This is a genomic window from Croceifilum oryzae (assembly GCF_030814315.1).
Classification (GTDB): domain Bacteria; phylum Bacillota; class Bacilli; order Thermoactinomycetales; family Thermoactinomycetaceae; genus Baia; species Baia oryzae.
Window position 1 is genome coordinate 208,754 of the sequence record NZ_JAUSUV010000005.1, and the last position, 17,993, is coordinate 226,746.

At 43.0% G+C, this 17,993-nt stretch carries 16 protein-coding genes and 1 other annotated feature; of the genes, 13 read left to right on the forward strand and 3 right to left on the reverse strand.

From position 1 onward, the window contains the following. The first annotated feature begins 326 nt into the window (after nt 1–326). Genes J2Z48_RS07050 through J2Z48_RS07060 form a run of 3 tightly spaced genes read left to right on the forward strand, consistent with a single transcriptional unit; the run spans nt 327 to nt 3,139 of the window. Nucleotides 327–1,427 carry a D-alanine--D-alanine ligase gene (locus J2Z48_RS07050; RefSeq protein WP_307252164.1) on the forward strand — a complete coding sequence of 367 codons (1,101 nt, stop codon included), beginning with the start codon at nt 327–329 and terminating at the stop codon, nt 1,425–1,427. Nucleotides 1,428–1,440: 13 nt separating this feature from the next. Further along, the gene (locus J2Z48_RS07055; protein WP_307252165.1) at nt 1,441–2,376 is read left to right on the forward strand and encodes an ABC transporter ATP-binding protein; all 936 of its coding nucleotides are present in this window, start codon (nt 1,441–1,443) and stop codon (nt 2,374–2,376) included. Further along, complete coding sequence (locus J2Z48_RS07060; protein WP_307252166.1) at nt 2,369–3,139, forward strand: ABC transporter permease; 771 nt, start codon at nt 2,369–2,371, stop codon at nt 3,137–3,139. Before J2Z48_RS07055 ends, J2Z48_RS07060 begins: the two co-directional genes overlap by 8 nt. A gap of 43 nt (nt 3,140–3,182) precedes the next feature. On the opposite strand, the gene map is transcribed toward J2Z48_RS07060, so the two are convergent. Continuing rightward, nucleotides 3,183–3,941, reverse strand: a complete 759-nt coding sequence (gene map / locus J2Z48_RS07065) for a type I methionyl aminopeptidase (RefSeq protein WP_307252167.1) — start codon at nt 3,939–3,941, stop codon at nt 3,183–3,185. A 14-nt stretch (nt 3,942–3,955) separates the two neighbouring features. Beyond that, nucleotides 3,956–4,426: a hypothetical protein gene (locus J2Z48_RS07070; RefSeq protein ID WP_307252169.1), complete on the reverse strand. Its 471-nt coding sequence runs from the start codon at nt 4,424–4,426 to the stop codon at nt 3,956–3,958. A 335-nt stretch (nt 4,427–4,761) separates the two neighbouring features. Here J2Z48_RS07070 and hemA point away from each other — a divergent pair, with 335 nt between their 5' ends. From hemA to hemB, 5 genes are all read left to right on the forward strand, one after another. After that, nucleotides 4,762–6,114, forward strand: a complete 1,353-nt coding sequence (gene hemA / locus J2Z48_RS07075) for a glutamyl-tRNA reductase (protein ID WP_307252171.1) — start codon at nt 4,762–4,764, stop codon at nt 6,112–6,114. Between the two features lie 23 nt (nt 6,115–6,137). Further along, nucleotides 6,138–6,947: a cytochrome c biogenesis protein CcsA gene (gene ccsA, locus J2Z48_RS07080; RefSeq protein ID WP_307252173.1), complete on the forward strand. Its 810-nt coding sequence runs from the start codon at nt 6,138–6,140 to the stop codon at nt 6,945–6,947. A gap of 28 nt (nt 6,948–6,975) precedes the next feature. Beyond that, a complete protein-coding gene (gene hemC, locus J2Z48_RS07085; protein WP_307252175.1) occupies nt 6,976–7,890 on the forward strand; it encodes a hydroxymethylbilane synthase in 915 nt (304 codons plus the stop codon). Between the two features lie 15 nt (nt 7,891–7,905). After that, nucleotides 7,906–8,724, forward strand: a complete 819-nt coding sequence (locus J2Z48_RS07090; RefSeq protein WP_307252177.1) for a uroporphyrinogen-III synthase — start codon at nt 7,906–7,908, stop codon at nt 8,722–8,724. Between the two features lie 326 nt (nt 8,725–9,050). Continuing rightward, nucleotides 9,051–10,037: a porphobilinogen synthase gene (hemB, locus tag J2Z48_RS07095; protein ID WP_307252179.1), complete on the forward strand. Its 987-nt coding sequence runs from the start codon at nt 9,051–9,053 to the stop codon at nt 10,035–10,037. A gap of 51 nt (nt 10,038–10,088) precedes the next feature. Here the strand turns inward: hemB and J2Z48_RS07100 are convergent, their stop codons facing one another. Beyond that, nucleotides 10,089–10,457, reverse strand: a complete 369-nt coding sequence (locus tag J2Z48_RS07100) for a hypothetical protein (protein WP_307252182.1) — start codon at nt 10,455–10,457, stop codon at nt 10,089–10,091. 201 nt (nt 10,458–10,658) lie between these two features. Here J2Z48_RS07100 and hemL point away from each other — a divergent pair, with 201 nt between their 5' ends. The 5 genes from hemL (at nt 10,659) to J2Z48_RS07125 (ending at nt 17,935) form a co-directional block, all read left to right on the forward strand. Beyond that, entirely contained in the window at nt 10,659–11,945 is a 1,287-nt protein-coding gene (hemL, locus tag J2Z48_RS07105) for a glutamate-1-semialdehyde 2,1-aminomutase (RefSeq protein ID WP_370872903.1), read from the forward strand. Nucleotides 11,946–12,114: 169 nt separating this feature from the next. Next, the gene (locus tag J2Z48_RS07110) at nt 12,115–13,095 is read left to right on the forward strand and encodes a LysM peptidoglycan-binding domain-containing protein (protein WP_307252184.1); all 981 of its coding nucleotides are present in this window, start codon (nt 12,115–12,117) and stop codon (nt 13,093–13,095) included. 40 nt (nt 13,096–13,135) lie between these two features. Beyond that, entirely contained in the window at nt 13,136–14,359 is a 1,224-nt protein-coding gene (locus tag J2Z48_RS07115) for a YutH/CotS family kinase-like spore coat protein (protein WP_307252187.1), read from the forward strand. Nucleotides 14,360–14,751: 392 nt separating this feature from the next. Next, entirely contained in the window at nt 14,752–14,913 is a 162-nt protein-coding gene (locus J2Z48_RS07120; protein WP_307252190.1) for a hypothetical protein, read from the forward strand. 77 nt (nt 14,914–14,990) lie between these two features. Then, nucleotides 14,991–15,244 (forward strand) — a binding site (T-box leader). A gap of 39 nt (nt 15,245–15,283) precedes the next feature. Then, entirely contained in the window at nt 15,284–17,935 is a 2,652-nt protein-coding gene (locus tag J2Z48_RS07125) for a valine--tRNA ligase (protein WP_307252193.1), read from the forward strand. The last annotated feature ends 58 nt before the right edge of the window (nt 17,936–17,993 follow it).

The following is a 17,993-nucleotide window of genomic DNA, read 5'->3' on the forward strand; positions in this document are numbered from 1 at the left end:
AAATAGTAAGCCTGCGAAGATGTGAAAAGCAAGTCCGCTTCGTCTATCGATGCTTCGGGCAAGTGGCCAAAACTCGCAAAGAACGCTCAAACATTGCCACAAAACGCCCTTGCTTCGAAGGACTGCGCTAAGCAGGCTTACTAACATCGCAGTGGTCAGATACATTGCCCCTAGTACATTCTCATTTACTGGTTAATGAACAAGCCTTTTGTTGAGGGGATTAAGATGAAAAGATTTGGACTTACTTATAAACTTCTGTAAAACGGATAGATGAATTTGATGGATAAATAAATTAAAACTACATAAAGAAAGGCTGGGGATGAAACATGCAGAAGAAGTTGCGAGTGGCTGTCGTTTATGGTGGAAAGTCGGGAGAGCATGAGGTGTCGTTGATTAGCGCGGCTTCGGTGATGAAGGCGATGGACTTAGAGAAATATGAAGTGCTTCCTATCGGGATTACGAGAGAGGGAGAATGGCAGGTTGGAACGACTTCTTTTCCAGCGTTAGAAGAGAGTCTAGGTGCTGAGAAGCTGGATCAACTACAATCTCAATTGCCAGCTGTTACGAATATTGCTAAAGGAAAGCAATTACCTGCACTGACGAATGAGTTTGTGGATGTTGTGTTTCCGGTTTTACATGGTACATATGGGGAAGATGGAACGATTCAAGGAATGTTTGAGATGGCAAATGTGCCTTATGTGGGGGCAGGGGTTCTCGCATCGGCTGTAGCGATGGATAAGGTTATGGCGAAGATGGTATTTGCTTCAGCAGGTTTACCACAGGGTGGATATGTTTATTATCTGCGTAGTCGCTTCTTTAAGCAGAAGGAAGCAGTTCTCGATGAGATCGAAGAGAAGCTCGGCTATCCTTGTTTTGTGAAGCCTGCTAACTTAGGCTCAAGCGTAGGAATCTCGAAGGCAAATGATCGCAGTGAGTTAGAGAAAGCGATGGAGTTGGCTTATCTTTATGATCGCAAGGTGTTGGTCGAAGAGTTTATTCCCGCCCGTGAAATCGAGGTAGCCGTGCTTGGAAATGATGACCCACAAGCTTCTCTACCCGGTGAGATCATTTCATCCGGTGATTTTTATGACTACCAAGCAAAATACATCGATGGTAAGTCTGCGATGGAGATTCCAGCCAAACTTACCGAAGAACAGACGAAACAAATCCGAGAAATGGCCATAAAATCATATCAAGCTTTGGATTGTGCAGGCTTATCTCGTGTAGACTTCTTCCTTCGCAAAGATAACGGGGAAATTCTAATTAACGAGATTAATACGCTACCAGGATTTACACCGTTTAGTATGTACCCTGTCATGTGGCAAGAGACAGGCCTTCCATACTCAGAGTTAGTTGACCGTTTGGTTCAATTAGCTATTGAACGTTATGATGAGAAGCAATCCTTGATAACCAGTCTGGATGAGTAAAAGAGGGATAGAAATGAAGCAGGCAGTGGTAAAGATTGAGAATCTGACCAAAGTCATCAAAGATAAAACCATTATCGATCAATGTTCCTTTGAACTGTATCCGGGTGAGATTGTAGGTTTCTTAGGACCAAATGGTGCTGGTAAGACGACTACTATTCGGATGTTAGTTGGTTTGATGAAGCCAACTAGCGGTGACATTGTGATTCAAAACCATCATATAGAACGAGAATTGGAGATGGCACTTCGTCATGTAGGTGCCATCGTAGAAAATCCAGAATTATACAAACATCTAACGGGATATCAAAATTTGGAATTGTTTTGGCGAATGAGCGATGATATTCCTCTTGAAAGAATCGATGAAGTAGTGAAAATGGTTCGTCTAGAGGGAAAAATTCATGAGAAGGTAAAAACCTACTCACTCGGAATGAGACAACGATTGGGTTTGGCGCAAGCATTGTTACATAAACCGAGCGTCCTGATTTTAGATGAACTGAATAATGGTTTAGATCCTGCTGGAATCAAAGAGCTCCGAAGTCATTTACAAGAGCTAGCGGATCAACATGATTTAGCGATCCTTGTCTCTAGTCACTTGTTATCTGAGATGGAGCTGTTGTGTGATCAGATCGTCATTATTCAAAATGGAAAGATCATTGGGACGAAGCAGATTTCCAGCCATGAAGAGGAGGAAACTGAAGGCACGACTCGTAAAGTGAGGTTTAAGTTGTCTTCTGCCGCGGAAGAAGTTCGTGATTTACTCTCACACACATATCCTGACTATGCTGTAGAGTTTGATCAAAATGGATTTGTAATTACGCTTCCTGTAGTGGAGATACCTAAATTAAATAAACGATTAGTCCAAAATGATATAGATGTATTTGAAATTCAAATAGTAGAGGAGTCGTTAGAAGACCAATTTTTACAGATGACAGGAGGGAGAACAGTTGAATAAGGTTTGGAGACTCATTATGAATGAAAATATAAAGTTATACCGTCGTTTAAGTACATGGATTATGATGGGTGCAGGTCTTCTATTATTTCTTGTACTTACACTTTCATACGAGCCATGGAGTGAATTTAGTTCGGGTGATTACCCTCAGTTAATTGTTTCCTTTCGATTTTTAATAGCCATTTTTGCCATTACGGTAGCAGGCGGCATTGTAGCATCAGAGTATTCAGAAGGGACGATCAAGTTATTATTAATTCGATCGCGTAGTCGTTGGAAAATTTTGCTTGCCAAATGGCTTACAGTACAGATGTTTACTATTATATTGATTGAATTAATCGGGCTTATAGGGTTTCTCATTTCTATGCTCAGTAATATCCCTAGTTATGGAATCGAGACAGATTCGGGAAAATGGTTTTCTGTTCCTGAACTATTAGTTGTGTCTTATTATGAAATTATGGTTTTTTCAACTATGGCATTTATGGTTGCAACTTTATTTCGGATTCAAAGTGCAGCTTTTGGTGTAACGATCGTGGCTTATTATGTGGGCTCTTTCTTGGCTTCTATGAATACCATTCAGGCAACATGGTTTCAGTTTACGATTTTTGCCAATTCCAATGTTACAGAAGGGTATATGCACGGTGGTGAATTGCATATGTTCGGGGTCTATAAGCCATTCATTGCTTCGGGTAGCGTCTTATTGGTGCATCTAATCCTCTTTCTCATTGTTAGTTTCTGGGTGTTTCAGAAGCGGGATGTTACGGCTTAGTATAGAAACAAAAGGCGAAGTCTCTATTTGACTTCGCCTTTTGTTAGCCTTGATCCGTTAAAATAATGGGCCCTTTAGCCGTAATGGCAAGGGTATGCTCATACTGAGCTGATAAGCTACCATCTACTGTTTTAGCTGTCCAGCCGTCGCTCATGAGTTGTACATGATGTTTGCCTAAATTCAGCATAGGTTCAATGGTAAAGGTCATGCCTTCTTGGATGATAGGACCTTTACCAGCGGGACCAAAGTGTGGGACTTCGGGGACTTCGTGCATCTTACTTCCGATTCCATGACCGATAAAGGGGCGTACCACGGATAAACCATTCGCTTCTGCAAACGTTTGGATAGCATGGGAGATGTCCCCGATGCGATTGCCAATCTGTGCTTTTTCAATTCCGCGATAGAGGGATTCCTTTGTCAGTTTAAGAAGTCGCTTTGCATCGGGTGAAATCTTCCCCACGGCATAGGACCAAGCAGAGTCTGCGAGCCAACCATCGAGGTTTACTACCATATCAATGGTAACGATGTCTCCTTCCAGAAGCTTCGTTTTTCGTGGAAACCCATGGCACACTTCATCGTTTATGGATGCACAGGTAGCGTATTTGTAACCCATATATCCCTTTTGTTCGGGAGTAGCCCCGTGTTCTGTGAGATATTGCTCTACAAATTCATCGATCTCCCACGTGCTAATTCCGGGCTTGATAAGTTTCGCTATCTGTCTATGGCAAGAAGCAAGTATGATACCCGCACGCCGCATTCGTTCAATTTGTTCGGGGGTTTTTATTTTGATGAGTTGGTTCAATCTCAATCACATCCTTATCTCTTCATGATAAACATGAGTCCCAATCCAACTATGAGTATCGGCCAGTATGTATTTAGTGTATGCGCAATCGGGGCAAATAAAGAAATATCCGCAACAACCGGATTGGCAAAAAAACCTGCTAGGCATAAGACGATGGAAATCATGAGAGTCATATTATTCTTATTCTGCATGTATTGTAAAAAAACTACAACCCCGACCATCAACATCAAAATGCTCCAATGTCTAGGCCAGCTGGGAACATATCGGAATCCCCATACGGATAAGCCGATTGCCGCAATAATTCCGCCAATTACAGTTAATTGGGACTGTTTTTGCAAAAAAGAAATAAATACCAAAATGGAACCTAAAAGGAATAATAGAAAAGGCCATGTAATCAAGGTGTTAATAGCTGCTGTTCTCGTTTCGATGACGAGTGATAGCCCACCAGCTAAAACCAAGATGAATCCAATGGCTTTTTTTTGCATGGGAAACTCTCCTCTGACGTATTAGAATTTATCTTCCTATCTTATCACAATTTTTTACTTGCTAGAGTATAAGAGGAGGCTTCGAGCAGAAAAGAGACTGCATAGAATTAGTATTTATTGGAAAAATAATGTATAAAGAATAGGTGCAAAAGGGTCTTTTCGGATCGGGTTGTGTAGTCTACTTGTGTTGATGCTCAAAATGTTCACAGGAAATGAAGAGAGATTTGAAGCGCTGTATGTTATAATATGTCTTGGTTTTTATGAACGTTTTGAATGGTTTTATGATCTCTTCTTCTGTTAAATGGGAAGTTGTAGAGATTGGAGTGAAATAGATCATGCATATACTGACAATTGGATTTAGTCATAAGACAGCTTCTGTGGAGTTACGAGAGCGACTCGTTTTTCAAGAAGATCGTCTTGCCATGGCTTTAAGAAGCTTGCGAGATATGAAAAGTATTCTAGAATGTGTGATCATTAGTACATGTAACCGCATGGAGTTATATGTAGTAGTGGATCAACTTCATACTGGAGAGTACTACTCCAAGGCATTTTTGGAGAGTTGGTTTCGCATACCGAAAGAAGAATTTCAAGAACATCTATATATAAAACAGGATCAAGAGGCTGTGCATCATTTATTTCGAGTTGTGTGTGGATTAGATTCACTCGTGATTGGTGAAACGCAAATCTTAGGTCAAATGAAAACGGCCTTTTTACAGGCCCAAGAGATTGGTACGACAGGTACGGTATTTAATATGCTCTTTAAACAAGCTGTTACATTTGGAAAGAAAGTGCACTCCGAAACGGAAATCGGCCAAAATGCGGTTTCGGTGAGCTATGCAGCAGTAGAACTGGGTAAAAAGCTATTTTCATCCTTCCAAAACCAGACGATTTTACTAGTAGGTGCTGGGAAGATGACGGAACTGACTGCCAAACATTTTGCTTCCAATGGAGCCGCCCGTGTGATTGTGATTAATCGCACGTTAGCCAAAGCGGAAGAGTTAGCAAATCGTTTTCATGGTGAAGCACGTCCATGGGATCAGCTTCTACCATCTCTAGTGGAGGCGGATATAGTTGTCTCCTCAACGGGAGCGAAAGAGGCTGTCGTTACCAAAGAGATGATCGCACCTGTGGTAGAGAATCGGCGTACTCCTTTATTTATCATCGACATCGCAGTACCGCGGGATATTGAACCAAGTGTTCATGAATTAGATCAAGTATTCCTCTATGATATTGATGATTTACATGGCATTGTAGAGGCAAATATGAAATTGCGTCACCAAGAGGCAGATAAAGTGTTGGCTTGGATTCAGCTTGAGTGTGATAAATTTCACGAATGGTTGCAAACACTTGGCGTTGTTCCTCTGATTACAGCCCTTCGTGAAAAAGCGATTTCCATTCAAGAAGAGGCGTTGTTACGGATCGAACGGAAGCTTCCTGAGTTGACAGAGCACCAGCGTCGAGTGCTAAATAAGCACACGAAAAGCATTATTAATCAGATGCTACGTGATCCCATTGTGAGGATGAAAGAACTGGCCGTAACGCCTCAAAAAGAAGAGGCATTGGACTTGTTTGTCCATCTCTTTGCATTGGAAAATGAACTCCAAAAAACAGGGGATACGTGCGAAAAAAAAGCAACAGAAGCGGATGTAGCGGAGACTCTCAGAACAACGATTTCGATCTCCTCATAACACAGGAAAGGGGATGAGGGGATTTGCTTGCTGAACGTTGGTTATATGACTTTCTAATCTATTCCTATATGCTCAGTTTACTATTTGGATTTGCTGGTTTAATTAAGCCAAATCCAAGGGCAACGATCGCTTCATCTGCGCTTTTATTTATGGTTTGGGGAATTGAGCTGTCTTTGATCGGGATGGAAATATGGCGAACGTGGCCACAGATTTCGGAGATTGATCCGATCCTCCTTTATACATGGGCTCTTATTTCGTTTGCATTATATTATCAACATATCGTAAAGCTCGATATATTTTTCATGACGATTAGCTCTGTTGGTCTGATTGTGTTAGCGGTGCAGTTGTTTTTTGTACGAGGTGTGCCATTTCAAAAAGAAGTGATTATGGTTTCAGAGCTGATTTTTGTCCACATTTCTCTCGCTATCATCGGCTATGTTGCCTTTTCGTTATCAAGCATTAGTGCTTTTTTATACTATATAGCAAGTTTTTTATTGAAAAAGAAACAATGGAATCGTTTCCTTACGCAACTCCCGAGTCTAGGCAGCTTACAGCGTTTTTCAACAGGTTCTCTCATTGTAGGGCTTCCCTGTCTGGCTGTTTCGCTTCTACTCGGTGGGATTTGGGCGATTCAGGTCGTCCAGCCATCTGTCTGGATAGATCCGAAAATGATCGCTTCCCTTCTCACATTGATAGTGTACAGCCTGATTTTATGGCAGTGGCGTCGGGTGGGGTGGCAGGGAAAGCGATTAGCTTGGTGGAATTTAGTTGCCATACTGGTTATGATCGGGAACGTACTACTCTCTAGATGGAGCTTTCACCATTGGGTCTAGAGGGTTTGGAACAGGAGGCTTACGCGCTATGAGAACCATCGTAGTCGGCACACGAAAAAGTAAACTTGCGATGACCCAGACCAATTGGGTGATAGATCGTTTAAAAGAGATGGAACCGAACCTTACAGTTGAATTAGAAAAAATCGTAACCAAAGGGGATAAAATCCTCGACGTGACCTTATCCAAAGTAGGCGGGAAGGGTCTATTTGTCAAAGAGATCGAAAGTGCCCTTTTAAACGGAGAAATTGACTTAGCGGTTCATAGTATGAAAGATCTACCTGCTGAAATGCCGGAAGGACTGACGATTGGTGCAGTTCCAGTTCGGGAAGATGTGAGGGATTGCTTCTTATCGCGAGACGGGTCCACACTCGAGGAATTGCCTTCCGGTGCTATCGTTGGGACGAGCAGTTTGCGTAGACAAGCACAGGTTTTAGCGATTCGTCCTGATTTACGAGTGGAGTCGATTCGCGGCAATATTGATACTCGTGTACAGAAGATGAACGATGGCCAATTTGATGCCATCATCCTAGCGACGGCTGGTTTGAATCGGATTTCTTGGCAAGAGGATATCGCAGAATTGATTTCCGTTAAGACGATGTTACCAGCAGTTGGGCAAGGTGCGCTTGCGATTCAATGTCGAGAAGATGACCGTGAAATTCGTGCTTTATTAGCGAAAATCAATCATGAAGAGACAGCTAGGGCAGTACGTGCAGAGCGGGCATTTCTTCAAGCTTTCAATGGCGGTTGCCATCTACCTATAGCGGCATATGCTCAGATTTGCGAAGGACAAGTACACCTAAAAGGATTAGTAGGCGATCCGACCGGTAAGAAAATGATTGCCGATACCATTATTGGTAAAAACGAAATGAAGATGGGCCGAGAGCTTGCGAATCGATTAATTGAATTAGGGGCAGATGAGCTATTGGCTTCCGTTTCGGTGTGAGAGGGGTAGTTCTAGATGAATGATTCGATTCAAGAACATCTACCTATGTTGGAGCAGAAACCACTCTCCGGACGACGAGTCTTAGTGACACGTGCTCGTAGTCAGAGCAGTGGGCTGGTGAAAAAAATAGCAGACTTAGGCGGCGAACCTATCGAGATGCCGATGATTCGTATGGTGATGCCTTCTGATTTAAGTCAGATTGATGCTGCTTTGCAGGAAGTCGCTGATTTTGATTGGATCGTGCTAACCAGTGTGAATGGAGCCGAGTTTTTCTTCCAAAGACTTCGTGAGTTGCAACTGGATATTCGTGAGATCGGCAGGTGTAGAATTGCCGCAGTTGGACCTAAAACCGTTCAAGTCATTGAAGCTAAGGGGGTACAAGTAGATTTAGTTCCCCTTACGTTTCGAGCAGAAGATTTGATTGAGCAACTGTTACGAATGGTAAAGCCTGGTCAAAAGGTGTTATTACCACGTGGCAACCTTGCCCGGGAAATACTACCGATTGCGCTTAGACAAGTAGGATGTACGGTCGTGGAAGTCGATTTGTATGAGACTCAGTTAGATACTGGGGATGCTGAAGGAGTTGCCCGTTATCTTGAACAAGGGCTACTTGATATCATCACATTTACTAGCTCTTCCACCGTACAAAACTTCGTCAAAGTCATGCAGTCCATACGTCCAGATGTACAAGCCTTACTATCCACTACTCAGCTCGCCTGCATCGGTCCTGTTACAGCCGACGCAGCCAGGAAGCTAGGGTTAAACGTTGCTGCCATCGCTGAGCCATATACGATAGAGGGACTGGTACAGGCAGTATTAAAAATAGCAAAGTAATCTAGCAATAAGCTGATGACTTTTGTTTATTAGCGCTATTAAATCCAGTTATATCGATTATTTATCTCATTCATCTATTCGTGATCGAGGGCAGGAGAATCTGTTCGATCACGGCTCAATACCAATCCTGGGAAGATGTAGGGAAGTCCGCTTCGCCATCCTTCGCTCGGGCAGGTGCAAAACTCGCACAGATCCTCGCAGGCTCATTATTTGAGCTGTGGATCGATACATGCCCCGGGACTGCGCCACTCAACAAGCCTAGGTTTTGATCTTTTTAAATCATAGAGTTTAACATTTAGAATAAAAAGCCACAGGAGGATCCACACATGAACACCTTTTCACGCCATCGCCGTCTTCGTGCTAACCAACAAATTCGCCGCATGATCCGCGAAAATCATGTACATACAAGCGACCTAATTTACCCTATCTTCATCGTAGAAGGCGAAAACATCAAACAAGAAATCCCTTCCATGCCCGGAGTATTTCACTTTTCGCTCGATCAATTGAAAAATGAATTAAATGAAATCGTCGAATTGGGTTTACCTTCTGTGATTGTCTTTGGAGTGCCTAGCACCAAAGATTCCTGCGGAAGTGAGGCATATCATGAACATGGAATCGTACAAAAAGCGATCCGCTTCATTAAGCAAGAAGCTCCAGAATTGTATGTAATTGCCGATACATGTTTATGCCAATATACAGACCATGGTCATTGTGGACCGGTTGAAGATGGCGAAATCTTGAATGATAAAGCATTGGAACTATTAGTACAAACAGCCGTTTCTCAAGCAGAGGCAGGAGCTGATATGATTGCACCGTCTAACATGATGGATGGATTTGTAGCGGCTATTCGTCAAGGATTAGATGAAACAGGCTTTCCGCATATTCCGATTCTGTCCTATGCGGTAAAATATGCTTCTAGTTTCTACGGTCCGTTCCGAGATGCGGCCCATTCGACTCCTTCTTTCGGAGATCGTCGTACCTATCAGATGGATCCAGCCAATACGCGAGAAGCGATGCGAGAAGCAACTTCTGATGTGATGGAAGGCGCGGATCTATTAATGGTGAAACCAGGACTTGCCTACTTAGATGTGATCTATCGGGTAAAGGAAAATTTTGATTTACCTGTAGTAGCTTACAATGTAAGTGGGGAATACTCCATGATCAAAGCAGCCTCACTAAATGGCTGGATTGACGAGCAAAAAGTGGTCATGGAAATGTTAGTCGGCTTTAAACGTGCTGGGGCTGAGCTGATCCTAACATACCATGCTAAGGATGTAGCGCGTTGGATAAAAGAAGGAAGCTATACAGTGTAGGTATTCTCTTAACGAGACGAAGCCCCAGGCATTTGACCTAGGGGCTTCGTTTTATGAGAAAAATCTTTTTTTCATGTGCAGGATATCAGTATCATGGGCAAATATTTTCTGGGCGAGAATTTGTTGGCTTACTTCAAAGCGCTCTAGTCGTACTTGATGCTCGCTGAACTCTCCCTTAAGGATTTTTACGCTTTCTTCTACGTCAGTGAGGCGCTCCTCTACGTCAGTAAGGCGAATTTCCACGTTCGTCAGGCGCTCTTCCACATTCGTTAAGCGCTCCTCCACATTCGTTAAGCGCATCTCAAGTCCGTCAATCTTGCCTTCTATCCTAGCCATGCGAAGCTCCAAACTATCGAACTTTGCATGGTGAATCTGCACAGCTTCTAAGATTTTATTTAATATGGATTTGTACTCATCCATCGTTGTGGACTCCTTCCAATCTGCTGTAGAGTACAAAATTCGACCTAAAAATGAAATAACCTCTTATTTAATCCCAAATTATTACAAAAAACGTGCGTGAAATGACGAAATCATAGTGAATAGGTGTGTTTTTATCCTATTTGCGTTACAATACTAAGAAGTATGGTTCTACATAAGACAACAAGAGAGGGAGTGAAGAAGATCAAGAAGAAATTTGAACGCTCCATCCGTCACTTTCAAGAAGCAGTTAAGATCATCCCAGGTGGTGTAAATAGCCCTGTTCGTGCCTTTAAATCAGTGAAGATGAATCCTGTATACATTGGACAAGGAAAAGGGTCAAGGGTGACTGATGTAGACGGAAACGAATACATCGATTACATCTGCTCTTGGGGTCCACTCATCTTAGGACATGCGAATCCCACGGTTGTACAAGCTATTAAGGATACAGCAGAAAAAGGGACTAGTTTTGGTGCTCCAACGGAACTGGAGACTCAGATGGCTCAGATGGTCGTCGAACGGATGCCTTCGGTAGAAGTGGTTCGCATGGTGAATTCGGGTACAGAAGCAACCATGAGTGCTTTGCGTCTTGCTCGTGCTTACACGAAACGTAGCAAGATCTTGAAGTTTGAAGGTAGTTATCATGGACACTCAGATAGTTTGCTGATTAAAGCAGGATCGGGTGTCGCCACACTAGGTCTTCCAGATAGCCCGGGCGTGTTGGAACAAACGGCTGAACACACTCTTACGGTGCCTTATAATGACTTAGAGAGCGTAGCATTGGCTTGTGAAAAATTTGGCGATGATATTGCCGCCATTATTTTAGAGCCGATTGCAGGGAATATGGGTGTAGTGCCACCTGCTCCAGGGTTTTTAGAGGGGTTACGTTCCTTGAGTGATCAATACGGCATCGTACTGATTTTTGATGAAGTGATGACAGGGTTCCGTGTAGGATACCACTCTGCACAAGGACTCTACCATATTACTCCTGATCTAACCACGATGGGGAAAGTGATCGGCGGTGGTTTGCCAGTTGGTGCATACGGTGGGAAGCGCGAGATCATGGAGATGGTAGCCCCAGTAGGTCCTGTCTATCAAGCAGGAACTCTGTCTGGGAATCCTCTAGCGATGGCAGCAGGGATTGCCACGCTTGAGCAGATGACGCCAGAAGCATACGATGAGCTAGATAAAAAAGGAGCTCGTCTAGCGGAAGGAATCCGTAAAAATGCAGAAGAGATCGGTATCCCGTACCATATCAACCGTGTGGGTTCCATGGTGGGTCTGTTCTTTACAGGCGAAAAAGTAACCTCGTATGATCAAGCGAAAACAGCAGATACAGAGCGATTTGCGAAGTACTTCCGCTTGATGTTAGAGGAAGGCGTATTTTTACCTCCTTCCCAGTTTGAAGGGATGTTTGTCTCCACAGCTCACTCGGAAGAAGAAATTGCCCGTACGATTGAGGCAAATCGAAATGCGTTAAAACAACTCTAGTGAAATAGAAAAGCAAGCTGTAATAGACTAGGAGATCCAATCCTAGTCTATTTTCTATGAAAATAACTCCCCACCCGAAAATCGGTATATAGCAAAGAGTGTCGCATATAGATACAGTAACATTCCATTCTTGGTATGGACAGATTGTTTGGGGAGGGAATTTAGAAAAGTGGAAAATCAATATAACCAACTTCGTTTTGATATCTCAGAAAAAGTGAGCCTGCATCCACAACAACTCGGCATTGTTCGTGTACTTGAATTGGACTTATTTCCAGATGTACAGATATTAGATGAAGGTCACCATGTGAGGATTCAAGGCTACCTGCGCTTAAACGGAAGCTATGTAGGTGAGTCAGATGATTCGGAAGTATCCATAGCAGAGGAACCAGAGGGCATTTCGTATGTAATCCCTGTGGAAATTACGCTACCCGCAGATCGGGCTGATATTGGCAATGTATCAGCAGAAGTAGAATCATTTGATTATCAAATTATGTCTCCGTTTGAATTGCAGATTGAAGCGATTTTATTCATTGATGGAGTTTCATCCGGAAAACATTCACCGCAAACGCATCAAGAAGATGAGATGCTAGAGGAGAATCAACCGTTCTTCCAAGCACAATCCGGACAATCAGAGCGTGAAGTGTCAGAAGAAGACAATTTCTCTGAACAAGAGTTATTTACTCACTATCATCCAGACATAGAAGATCGTCAGAATCCATATGAGTTAGAAAGAGAAGCATCCAGATCGAGATATCGGAATGAAAGACGTCCGACGATGCAGCCCGAATACGAACCAGAAGAAGAGTACATCTATCCTTTTCCAGACGAAGCGAGACAGCCAGAATTAGAGCGGCGTTTTGCGGCAAACGATCTTGAAATGATGGATGGAAGAGGGGACCCAGATCTGGGACCAGATGAGTTTGAGCTAGATGAGTCTGAAAAGAATGTAAATGAATGGTCCTATTGGTTAGTAGGGAAAAAACCAGAAACCTTTACAGCGATGCGCCTCGTCATTATCCAAAAAGAAGAATCGGTTGATTCTTTGGCGGATCGATATCAAGTATCTTCTTCTCGAATCAAACACTGTAACCACTTGAACTCCGAGCAACTAGAAGAAGGGCAGATTGTTTGTATCCCAAGTACAGATTAAGGAAATCTGATTGTAACCTCCTAAGAAGGAGAGGGAAGATGTGAATCAAGAAAAAAATAATCGGGACGAACGTTCCGTCATTAAACAGGTATGTAAACAGTTTCGCTTTAAGCCCCAACATGTTCAAAAAGGGCCACGAAACGTGTGGCAGGTATTTGATGGGGAGAGATGGTTTGCTCTTAAATCGACTTCTCAATCAGCGGATACACTGGCTTTGATTCATGATATTACGGATCAGATTCATGATTCAGGTTATCCCAATCTACTTTCGTGCCAGAAGACGGAGCAGAACGAAACATTTGTCGAGCATGAGGGGAAATGTTGGTATCTAACCCCTTGGACACAACCTCAGGAACCGCAAGAATTCGACTATAATCCGGAAGTACTTGTGCGTTCATTGGCGATTTTCCACAAACAAGCAGAACCACTTGTAAGCGAACATGTAGATCGAACGAAGCAGGTAGAGCAAGAGCAGATTGACAGATGGAAAGGCTATCAAGCTAAATTAAGCGAATATCAGGAAATCGTGCAAAATCGAGAATATAAGTCTCCTTTTGATAAAGTATACGTAGGACAAATTGATTTGGTAGACCGATTGTTTACATTTGCGATTAAGGGATTGGAACGCTTCGTAGAGGCTGAATCGGGTGTGCCTCCTAGATATACTTTATGTCATGGGCACCTACACCCGTCCAATGTGGTTCGCGATGATGAGCAATTTTATTGGATTGACTTTGATGATGCGGAAATCGATTCTCCTGTCCGCGATCTAGCAGTATTTTTACGTCGTTTCCAACATAGAAACATGGACCCTGAAGAAATTCAGCATTTAATAGAAGTGTATGAGTCTGAAAATCCACTCAGTCCGAAAGAAAAGAAACTACTATCCATTTTCCTCTCCTATCCGGAGAACGTATTGCGCCTCGCGCATAAGTATTATGATAAGCCGAGAATCATGAGTGAAAGTGATGCTGTGGTTCAATTAGAAAACAAAATACAGCAGATGCATGCGCTATTTGATGTGGTGAAACGATTATGGAAGACCGAACCCCAAACAGAACGTACGAAATCAGCTAAAAAGTCAACGAAGTCAGCGGCGAAAACATCGCCAAAGGCAACAAGGGGAACAAAGCCAACGAAGGCTACAAAGCCAATAAAGGAAACAAAACCAATAAAAGAAACAAAGGCGACAATGGAAACGAAGCCGTCTTCACAAGGTGAAACTGAGCCGGCTATAGATCCAGAAGACATTGATAGAGACTAAACCTTGGGAATCCCCGGGGTTTTTCTTTTCCTTCATTCTCTATTTCTCTTTTGACCTGCGATCCACTGCGCGACGAATAAATTTGGCGGGTAGAGAGAGGGAGAGAGCTAGAAAAAGTGCTTCCCACATCATGTCTCCTCCTGTTCTATATTTGTGGTGAAAAAACTTTTTGTTGTACTAATTGTGGTCTCTGCTTACAATGTTTCCTTAGGGAAACTTTGCTTGTATATCCGATAAGATATGCAGTTTGTCATAAAATGTACTGGTTGAATACCATATGAACCAATATTGTGTAGATTTTGTGGTTTGTCTAGACATGGACAAGGAAAACGTAGAGAATAAGAAATATGTTAAAATGTACGTACCAGTTTTTTGTGGGAGGAGATTCCATTTTGAGTTTTGTTAAGACGTTTGCTTCCAAATTTTATCGTGGAGCCTTATTTATCGGATTTTTAGCGTTTATGCTACTAAGTGTAATGTTGTTGTTTACCTTTCTAGCGAACCCAGAAGGCATGATCGATCACGTGAAGCATACCTTTGGAATACATGGATAATATAATGATGAATTTATAGATATATCATTTGACTCACCTTTGACTTCACGTTAGAATATTGTACAAAAGATTCATATCGACAAGCTATGACCGGGAAGAGTAGATCTAGCACTACCTATCAGAGAAGGAAATCCACCGGCTGAGAGATTTCCTAAGGAACCTAGATCGAACGTCGCCCGAAAGCTGTTTGCCTGAACAGATGGTTATTTGTACATGCCACAAGTAAGGTAGACCGGAAGCCAATCCGTTAACAGGCCCTAAGTGCATAAGCTTGGATACTATGCTTATGAACAAAGGTGGTACCGCGAAAAACAACCCTTTCGTCCTTTGATGGATGAAGGGTTTTTTATTTTTTAAAGGAGCTGAGTTTATGGAAAAAGAAATGCAAATGTCTACGAAGTATGACCCGAAATCCGTAGAACAAAAAAGATACCAATTTTGGTTAGAACATGAGTTGTTTCGACCTTCAGGCGATCAAAATAGTCCGGCCTACAGTATCATTTTGCCACCCCCTAACGTTACGGGGATGCTACACATGGGTCACGCCCTAGACTTTACACTACAAGATGTGTTGATTCGGATGAAGCGGATGCAGGGATACGATACCCTATGGCTACCAGGCATGGACCACGCAGGAATTGCGACTCAAGCGAAAGTGGAAGCTAAACTGCGCGAAGAAGGGATTAGCCGCCACGATCTCGGTCGGGAAGCATTTTTAGAAAAGTCATGGGAATGGAAGGATCACTACTCGAAAACGATTCGTGAACAATGGAGCAAAATGGGCTTCTCGATGGATTATTCAAGAGAACGCTTTACCTTAGATGAAGGTTTATCTCAAGCGGTTCGCAAAGTGTTCGTGGATATGTTTAACAAAGGGTTAATCTATCGCGGTAAACGAATCATTAACTGGGACCCAGCACAACGTACAGCGCTCTCTGATGTAGAAGTAATTCATAAAGAGATCAAAGGTGCACTACACCACATGCGTTATCAGTTGAAAGATGGTTCTGGTTACATTCAAGTAGCTACCACAAGACCTGAGACGATGCTCGGCGATACAGCAGTTGCTGTTCATCCTGAGGATGAGCGTTACCAAAATATGATCGGGAAAATGCTGATCTTACCGATCACAAGGCGTGAAATCCCCGTTATCGCGGATGAGTATGTAGATCGAGAGTTTGGAACAGGAGCTGTGAAAATTACACCTGCCCACGATCTAAATGACTTTGAAATGGGTCTCCGTCATGACTTACCACAAATTGTGGTGATGGATGAATCGGGAACCATGAATGAAAATGCAGAAAAATACCAAGGCATGGATCGTTTTGCATGTCGAAAACAGCTCACGAAAGATCTACAAGAATCAGGCGTAATGGTAGAGATTGAAGAGCATATTCACTCAGTAGGGCATAGTGAGCGCTCCGATGCGGTTGTCGAGCCGTATCTATCTACCCAGTGGTTCGTGAAGATGAAACCTCTTGCTGAACGGGCGATTCAGCTTCAGCAGAGTGAGGATAAGGTAACGTTTGTTCCGGAGCGCTTTGAACATCAATACGTTCGCTGGATTGAAAACATTCACGATTGGTGTATCTCTCGTCAATTATGGTGGGGACATCGTATTCCAGTTTGGTACTGTGATAGCTGCGGAGAGATGACGGTAACGTATGAAGACCCGACTCAGTGTCAGTCATGTAAGGGCACCGATATCCGTCAGGATGATGATGTGCTGGATACTTGGTTTAGCTCGGCACTCTGGCCATTTTCCACGATGGGTTGGCCTGAAAAAACGGCTGATGTAGAGCGTTATTTCCCTAACAGTGTTTTAGTTACCGGGCATGATATTCTCTACCCTTGGGTAGCACGTATGATTTTCACTGCCCTTGAATTTACAGATCAGAAACCATTCCAAGATGTATTGATTCACGGATTAGTTCGGGATGCAAACGGCGTGAAAATGTCTAAGTCCTTAGGAAATGGTGTGGATCCGCTTGAAGTAATCGAGCAGTATGGCGCGGATGCGATGCGCTTTATGGTATCCACAGGCTCCACTCCTGGGCAAGATTTGCGTTTCCGTATCGAGCGTGTAGAGCAAGCGAGAAACTTCATCAATAAGATTTGGAATGCAAGCCGTTTTGTGCTTATGAACCTAGGAGATTTCCAAGTTCAAGATATTGATCTATCAGGTAATCTAGGTACAGCAGATAAATGGATTCTGACTCGTCTACAGGAAACCATCGGCCTGGTTACCGGATATCTAGAATCGTACCAATTAAACGAAGCAGGTCGTGCTTTATACGAATTCGTTTGGGACGACTTCTGTGATTGGTATATCGAACTAGCAAAATTGCATTTATATGGCGATGACGAAGCGGCAAAGAAAACAGCTCAATCCGTTCTCTGCCACGTTCTAGATCAGATTCTTCGTCTCATGCATCCGATGATTCCGTTCGTTACGGAGGAAATCTGGCAACAAATCCCTCATGAGGGACAAAGCATCGTTACGGCGAAGTGGCCAGAAGAACAAGCTGAGCTACGATTCCCTGAAGCGAAAGAGGAAATCGCTTTGTTGATTGAGGTAATCCGAAACGTTCGAAATATCCGTGCTGAGGCAAATGTGGCACTGAGCAAGATGATTGAATTGATCATTCGTCCAAGCGATGCATCAACCGAAAAACTCCTTTTACAAGGAGAATCGTTCATTCGCCATTTCTGTAAAACAGAAAAATTAACGATTTCCACGACTGCCGAGACATCAGAGAAGACGATGAGTGCTGTTGTAACAGGAGCGGAAATCTTTATTCCACTTGCTGGTCTGATTGACATCGATCAAGAAATCGATCGGTTGAAAAAAGAGCTAACTACGCTAAATTCTGAGGTGGATCGAGTTCGGAAGAAACTCTCTAACCAAGGATTTGTAAGCAAAGCTCCTGATCATGTAGTGGAAGAAGAAAAGAGAAAAGAGAAAGACTACCTCGAAAAACGTGAAAAGGTGCAAGTACGTTTAAACGAATTACAGCAATAAACAACTTACAAACAGAGCTTCATCGGCAATAAGGGAAGAAGGGTAGGATCGGTTTCCT

Excerpts from the sequence above, each read along its gene's own strand:
- J2Z48_RS07050 (WP_307252164.1), top strand. The coding sequence starts at position 327 with ATGCAGAAGAAGTTGCGAGTGGCTGTCGTTTATGGTGGAAAGTCGGGA.
- J2Z48_RS07055 (WP_307252165.1), top strand. The coding sequence starts at position 1,441 with ATGAAGCAGGCAGTGGTAAAGATTGAGAATCTGACCAAAGTCATCAAA.
- J2Z48_RS07070 (WP_307252169.1), bottom strand. The coding sequence starts at position 4,426 with ATGCAAAAAAAAGCCATTGGATTCATCTTGGTTTTAGCTGGTGGGCTA.
- hemA (WP_307252171.1), top strand. The coding sequence starts at position 4,762 with ATGCATATACTGACAATTGGATTTAGTCATAAGACAGCTTCTGTGGAG.
- hemC (WP_307252175.1), top strand. The coding sequence starts at position 6,976 with ATGAGAACCATCGTAGTCGGCACACGAAAAAGTAAACTTGCGATGACC.
- J2Z48_RS07090 (WP_307252177.1), top strand. The coding sequence starts at position 7,906 with ATGAATGATTCGATTCAAGAACATCTACCTATGTTGGAGCAGAAACCA.
- hemB (WP_307252179.1), top strand. The coding sequence starts at position 9,051 with ATGAACACCTTTTCACGCCATCGCCGTCTTCGTGCTAACCAACAAATT.
- J2Z48_RS07100 (WP_307252182.1), bottom strand. The coding sequence starts at position 10,457 with ATGGATGAGTACAAATCCATATTAAATAAAATCTTAGAAGCTGTGCAG.
- J2Z48_RS07125 (WP_307252193.1), top strand. The coding sequence starts at position 15,284 with ATGGAAAAAGAAATGCAAATGTCTACGAAGTATGACCCGAAATCCGTA.